Genomic DNA, 6,050 nt, shown 5'->3' with positions numbered 1-6,050 from the left:
GGGAGCCGCTGGCCGAGGTGCTGCGCCGGCTGATCGCCGCGCTGGAGCGCGAACCGGACGCGGCGTGCCCGGTGTGTGGCGGGGAGCGGCTGGTCTGGACGTACGACCTGGATCACGAACCGTCGTCCGGCCCGGTCTGCGTGGAGTGCGGAATCCTGGTCCCGCGCCCGGTCCTCACTCCCGAGGCCCTGGCGCACGCCAGGCGGGGGCAGCTGCTGGTGTCCGCCTGAGCACGACGGAGCACGACGGGGGGTGCGCCGGGGATGCCGCACCCCTCTTCGGCTCCTCTTTCCCCGCGTCTTTCCCCGCGCGTGCCGGGACGGGCCGGGCACGCCCCGCCGGCCGTCGTGCGCGGCTACGCCCGCTCCTTCCCGCGCTCCGCCATCAGGCGCGAGCCCGTCAGGCGCTCGCCGAAGATGTCGTCCGGGTTGGACAGGACGCAGGTGTCCAGGGACAGGCAGCCGCAGCCGATGCAGTCGGTGAGGTGGTCGCGGAGGCGGTTGAGCTGCTTGATGCGTTCGTCCAGTTCGGAGCGCCAGGCCTCGGAGAGGCGCGCCCAGTCCTCCCGGGTGGGGGTGCGCTCCTCGGGGAGTTCGGCGAGCGCCTCGCGGATCGTGGCGAGCGGGATGCCGACGCGCTGCGCGGCCCGGACGAAGGCGACCCGGCGCAGTGTGTCGCGGGAGTAGCGGCGCTGGTTGCCCGCCGTGCGGCGGCTGCTGATCAGGCCCTTGGACTCGTAGAAGTGCAGGGCGGAGACGGCCGCGCCGCTGCGTGCGGAGACCTGGCCGACGGTCAGCTCGTGGATCTTCTCGGGGATCTGGGGCACTCGGGGGAGCCTACCCACCGCGCCACGCGCCCGGTCCGTTGACAGGAGCCTCCCGCACGACCATGCTAAGCAGTTGCTTAGACATGACGTGCGATGCGGGAGGCCGGGCACATGGCAGAGCCGAGGATCTTCACGTCCGCCGGGGAACTGAAGGCGGCGGTGGGCGAACAGCTGGGGTACACCGACTGGCTGGACATCGACCAGAAGCGGATCGACCTGTTCGCGGAGGCGACCGGCGACCACCAGTGGATCCACGTGGACCCGGAGAAGGCCGCCGCGGGCCCCTTCGGCACGACCATCGCCCACGGCTATCTCACCCTGTCGCTGCTGCCGCTCTTCGGGCCGCAGCTGATCGAGGTCGAGGGCGTGCGGATGGGCGTCAACTACGGCACCAACAAGGTCCGTTTCCCCGCCCCCGTGCCGGTCGGCTCGCGACTGCGCTCCACCGCCGTGATCACCGGCGTGGACGACGTGCCGGGCGGGGTGCAGGCGACCGTCGCCTTCACCGTGGAGCGCGAGGGCGGCGACAAGCCGGTGTGCGTGGCGGAGTCGGTGGTGCGGTACTACTTCTGAGCGGCGCCGGACTTCGCCCCGACCATCCGCAGCACGAGGTCGGCGTAGAGCGCGCCGACCTCCTCGGGGGTGCGGGGGCCGTCGACGTTGAACCAGCGGGCGACGTCGATGCACAGGGACAGCACGGCCAGCGTGGTGCCCCGGACGTCCAGCACGTCGAACTCGCCCGAGGCCGCGCCCTCCTCGATGATGCCGCGGACCTCGGCGTCGACCAGGCGGCGCAGCGCGAGGATCTCCGCGCGGGCGTCCGGGCCGAGCGAGTCCAGCTCGTACTGGACGACCCGCGCGGTGGTGCGCCCCCCGGCGTGCCAGCGGACGAAGGAGCTCACGGCGTCGGTGAGCCGCTCGGTCGCGCTGCCCTCGCGCCGGGCCGCCGTGCGCAGGATCTCCAGCGCCTTCTCGTGGCCGATCCGGCTGATGCGGTGGAGCAGCTCCTCCTTGGTCTTGTAGTGGATGTAGAGCGCGGCCGGGCTCATACCGGCCCGGCCGGCGATGTCACGGGTCGTCGTCGCGTGGTAGCCCCGCTCGGCGAAGGCCTCCACGGCGGCCACGAGCAGCCGCCGGGCCGCGTCCGGGGTGACCTCGGCCCACGGCTGTGGGTCGCCGCCGGCCATCTCCTCCGCCGTACTCATCGCTCGCTCGCCCCTCTCTGCGTCAAGGGGTCCACCATACCGCCGAAGGTGAGCGCTCGCTTAGCGTGCTCGGGCCGGCGGAGTGGCGTGACCGGGTCAGAGCTTCTGGAAGGGGTCGTGTTCGGCGAGGAGTTTCTCCAGCCGGGCCTGGTCGACCCGGCTGACGATCTGTCCGGCCTCCTGGCGGTCCCTGATGACCTTGGCGAGGGTGAAGGCGGACGTGACGAGGTACAGGACGGCGATGGCCAGGAAGCCCCGCACCCAGGCGTCGGCCTCCAGTCTGAGGATGCCGATGGCGGTGGCCGCCATGGCGACCGCGAAGGAGGCGACGGCCTGGCCGTAGTAGGCGGCCGTGTTCTGCTGCTTGACGGGTGTGTCGCTCATGCCGAGAAGCATCGGCGAACGTGGTCGCCGCCACATCCGCCGGGATACTCAGTTCCCGTACTCGGGCAGCTCACGGGGGCCGGTCCTCAGAACGCCGAAACCCCTGTCAGCGCCCGCCCGATGACCAGCTTCTGGATCTGGCTGGTGCCCTCGTAGAGGGTCATCACGCGGGCGTCGCGCAGCAGCTTGCCCACCGGGTACTCGTCGATGTAGCCGTAACCGCCGAAGACCTGCAGGGCGTTGTTCGCGGCGCGCACGGCGGCCTCGGAGGCGAACAGCTTGGCCTTGGAGGACTCCACCGCGAAGGGCAGTCCCCGGTCGACGAGGTCGGCGACGCGCCAGGTCAGCAGGCGGGCCGCGTCCACGTCGACGGCGATGTCGCTGATCAGCTCCTGGACGAGCTGGTGGTGGGCGATCGTCCTGCCGAACTGCTCGCGCTCGCCGGCGTAGCGCACGGCCGCGTCCAGCGCGGCCTGGGCTATGCCGACGCAGCCGGCCGCCACCGACATCCGGCCCTTGGCGAGGGCGGACATGGCGACGGAGAAGCCCTTGCCCTCCTCGCCGAGCAACGCGGAGGCCGGGACGCGCACGTCCTCGAGGACCAGCTCGGCGGTGGCCTGGCCGCGCAGGCCCAGCTTGCCGTGGACGGTGCGGCGGGTCAGGCCGGGGGCGTCGGCGGGGACGAGGAAGGCGGAGACGCCCTTGTGGCCGGGGGCGTCGGTGGAGCGGGCGAAGAGCAGGACGACGTCGGCCCAGGTGCCGTTGGTGATGAACATCTTGGTGCCGTTGATGACGTAGTCGTCGCCGTCGCGTACGGCACCGGTGGTGAGGCTGCCCGCGTCGGAGCCGGTGCCGGGCTCGGTCAGGCCGAAGCAGCCGACGTACTCGCCGGAGGTCAGGCCGGGCAGCCAGCGCCGCTTGTGCTCCTCGCCGCCCCAGGCGGCGATCGTCTTGGCGACCAGGCCGAGCGAGACGGACACGATGCCGCGCACCGAGGAGTCGCCGCGGCCGAGCTCCTCGGTGACCAGGCAGTAGGCGAGGTGGTCGCCGCCCGAGCCGCCGTACTCCTCGTCGATCGTGAGCCCGAGGAAGCCGACCTCGCCGAGCTTCTTGACGATGCCCCGGTCGACCTCCTCCGCGCGGTCCCAGGCGACGACGTGCGGAGCGATCTCGCGCTCGACGAAGTCCCGGGCGAGCCGGCGGACCGCGGTCTGCTCCTCGCTGAGTTCGAGGTTCATACGGATCACCCCATGCGTGACGGACGTCGGGAGCCGTTCCTTCGGATTAGCACTGCTAGTTTAATGCCGCGGTCCTACCATGTGCGCCATGGCCCGACCGCGCAAGCCCCTCCTCAGCACCGACCGCATCGTCGCGACGGCGCGGGAGCTCGTGGACGCGGAGGGCCTGGCGGCCCTCTCCACGCGCCGGCTCGCCGCCGAGCTGGGGGTGAGCGGGCCCTCGCTCTACAACCACTTCCGCACCAAGGACGAGATCCTGGAGGCGGTGGCCGACTCCGTGAGCGCCAGGGTCGACCTGTCGATGTTCGAGGACGGCCGGGACTGGCGGACCGCGCTGCACGACTGGGCCGTGTCCTACCGGTCCGCCCTGCGCGACCACCCGAACATCGTCCCGGTGCTCGCCCGCGGTCCCGGCCGCCGGCCGGCCGCGCTGCGGCTGGCCGACGCGGTGTACGGCGCGATGGTCGAGGCGGGCTGGCCTCCGGCGCAGGCCACCTCCATCGGCGCGCTGATGCGGTACTTCATCATGGGCTCCGCGCTCGGCTCCTTCGCCGGGGGCTTCGTCGACGACGCCGGCGCCTACGACCCCGCCGACTACCCGCACCTCGGGCAGGCCCATCTGCTGGCCGAGCAGCAGGAGAGGATCGACGAGCGGGCGTTCGAAACGGGGCTGACGGCTCTGCTGGACGGGCTGGCACGGCAGTACGAGCAGGTGGCACGGACCGCGTAGCCGTACTTCGGCGACCGCCGAACCGTGCGCACCGCATGCTTGGACGCATGACCACCAAGGACCCCCGGGCGGCCGGCCTGGCGGCGCTCGCCGGGCTGATCGCCGACGAGACCCGCGCCACGTGCCTGCTGGCGCTGCTCGACGGACGGGCGTGGACGGCCGGGGAACTGGCCCGGCACGCGGGCGTCGCCGCGTCCACGCTCAGCGAGCACCTGGGCAAGCTCGTCGCGGGCGGGCTGCTGGCGGAGGAGCGGCAGGGACGTCACCGGTACGTACGCCTGGCCGGCGCGCGGGCCGCCCAGCTGGTGGAGGACCTGGCCGCCCAGGTCGCCCCGGGGGCCGCGCACCGGCCGCGCACCCTGCGGGAGGCGAGCGCCGGGTCGGCGACGGCCCGCGGCCGCACCTGCTACGACCACCTCGCCGGGCGGCTGGGCATCACGGTGACCGACGCGCTGACGACGCGCGGACTCCTGCGGCAGGACACCGGTTTCGCGCTCACGGACGCGGGGCTGACCTGGTTCGGCACGGTGGGCATCGGCCTGGACCGCACGGGCCGGCGTCCGCTGGCCCGGGCCTGCCTCGACTGGACGGAACGGCGGCCCCACCTCGCCGGGGCCGCCGGCGCGGCCCTGTGCCGGCACGCGCTCGACGCGGGCTGGTGCGTACGCATCGGCTCGGAGCGGGCGGTGAAGGTCACGGCGACGGGTGAGCGGGCTTTCTCGGACCTGCTGGGCATCGAGGCGGGGGCGTTGCGCTGAACCGCCCGGTCCACCCCACCCCGATCCCCCGTCGGAAATCCGCCAGCAGTCCCTCCCCCTCCCCTCCTAGCCTCTGGACCATGATGAACCTCTCCCCCTCCCGTCTGGCCGCCGGCGCGGCCACCGTCACCGTGGTGCTGTGGGCCTCCGCCTTCGTCTCGATCCGCAGCGCGGGCGCCGTCTACTCGCCGGGCGCGCTGGCGCTCGGGCGGCTGCTGGCGGGGGCGCTGACGCTGGGCGCGATCTGTCTCGTACGGCGGGAGGGGTGGCCGCCGCGGGCCGCCTGGCGCGGGATCGCGATATCCGGGGTGCTGTGGTTCGGCTTCTACATGGTGGCGTTGAACTGGGGCGAGCAGGAAGTGGACGCCGGTACCGCGGCCCTGGTGGTCAATGTCGGCCCGCTGCTGATCGCGCTGCTCGGGGCGCGGCTGCTGGGCGATCCGATGCCGCCGCGGCTGCTGGCGGGCATGGCGGTGTCGTTCGCGGGGGCGGTGACCGTGGGCCTGTCGATGTCGGGCGGGGGCGGTTCGTCGCTGCTCGGGGTGGTGCTGTGCCTGCTGGCCGCCCTGGCCTACGCCGGGGGGGTCGTGGCGCAGAAGCCCGCCCTGAGCCGGGCGAGCGCCCTGCAGGTCACGACCTTCGGCTGCCTGGTCGGCGCGGTGGTCTGTCTGCCCTTCGCCGGGCAGCTCGTCCACGAGGCCGCCCACGCCCCGCTGCCGGCCACGCTCAACATGGTGTACCTCGGTGTCTTCCCGACGGCCCTCGCCTTCACGACCTGGGCGTACGCCCTCGCCCGCACGACCGCGAGCCGCATGGGCGCGACGACGTACGCCGTCCCCGCCCTGGTCGTCCTGATGTCCTGGCTGGCCCTGGGCGAGGTGCCGGGCCTGCTGACACTGGCGGGCGGGG

The 6,050-nt window shown here is 73.1% G+C and carries 8 protein-coding genes and 1 pseudogene; 5 read left to right on the top strand and 4 right to left on the bottom strand.

Annotation, left to right across the window (positions count from 1 at the left end; all coding sequences use genetic code 11):
- Window positions 1-230 (top strand): annotated as a pseudogene (locus RH94_RS44040) (hypothetical protein); the annotation flags it as partial.
- A gap of 125 nt (window positions 231-355) precedes the next feature.
- Here RH94_RS44040 and soxR read toward each other — a convergent pair.
- Entirely contained in the window at window positions 356-826 is a 471-nt protein-coding gene (gene soxR / locus RH94_RS20695) for a redox-sensitive transcriptional activator SoxR (protein WP_073948999.1), read from the bottom strand.
- A gap of 111 nt (window positions 827-937) precedes the next feature.
- Here soxR and RH94_RS20690 point away from each other — a divergent pair, with 111 nt between their 5' ends.
- Window positions 938-1,399 carry a MaoC family dehydratase gene (locus tag RH94_RS20690; RefSeq protein ID WP_073949020.1) on the top strand — a complete coding sequence of 154 codons (462 nt, stop codon included), beginning with the start codon at window positions 938-940 and terminating at the stop codon, window positions 1,397-1,399.
- Here the strand turns inward: RH94_RS20690 and RH94_RS20685 are convergent.
- From RH94_RS20685 to RH94_RS20675, 3 genes are all read right to left on the bottom strand, one after another.
- Complete coding sequence (locus RH94_RS20685; protein ID WP_073948998.1) at window positions 1,390-2,031, bottom strand: TetR/AcrR family transcriptional regulator; 642 nt, start codon at window positions 2,029-2,031, stop codon at window positions 1,390-1,392. The genes RH94_RS20690 and RH94_RS20685 overlap by 10 nt on opposite strands.
- 96 nt (window positions 2,032-2,127) lie before the next feature.
- Complete coding sequence (locus RH94_RS20680) at window positions 2,128-2,415, bottom strand: YiaA/YiaB family inner membrane protein (protein ID WP_073949019.1); 288 nt, start codon at window positions 2,413-2,415, stop codon at window positions 2,128-2,130.
- Between the two features lie 86 nt (window positions 2,416-2,501).
- On the bottom strand, window positions 2,502-3,653 hold the full coding sequence (locus tag RH94_RS20675) for an acyl-CoA dehydrogenase family protein (RefSeq protein WP_073949018.1): 1,152 nt from the start codon (window positions 3,651-3,653) through the stop codon (window positions 2,502-2,504).
- Window positions 3,654-3,741: 88 nt separating this feature from the next.
- Here RH94_RS20675 and RH94_RS20670 point away from each other — a divergent pair, with 88 nt between their 5' ends.
- From RH94_RS20670 to RH94_RS20660, 3 genes are all read left to right on the top strand, one after another.
- Complete coding sequence (locus RH94_RS20670) at window positions 3,742-4,383, top strand: TetR/AcrR family transcriptional regulator (protein ID WP_073948997.1); 642 nt, start codon at window positions 3,742-3,744, stop codon at window positions 4,381-4,383.
- A 47-nt stretch (window positions 4,384-4,430) separates the two neighbouring features.
- Window positions 4,431-5,141, top strand: a complete 711-nt coding sequence (locus RH94_RS20665; protein ID WP_107428778.1) for an ArsR/SmtB family transcription factor — start codon at window positions 4,431-4,433, stop codon at window positions 5,139-5,141.
- A gap of 83 nt (window positions 5,142-5,224) precedes the next feature.
- Window positions 5,225-6,050: DMT family transporter (locus tag RH94_RS20660; protein WP_199881011.1), on the top strand; the 826-nt coding region annotated here is incomplete at its 3' end.

Origin of the sequence: Streptomyces kebangsaanensis (genome assembly GCF_001906585.1) — a bacterium.
GTDB lineage: Bacteria > Actinomycetota > Actinomycetes > Streptomycetales > Streptomycetaceae > Streptomyces > Streptomyces kebangsaanensis.
The sequence above is the reverse complement of the archived record's forward strand: the minus strand, read 5'-3'. Positions and strand labels throughout refer to the sequence as shown.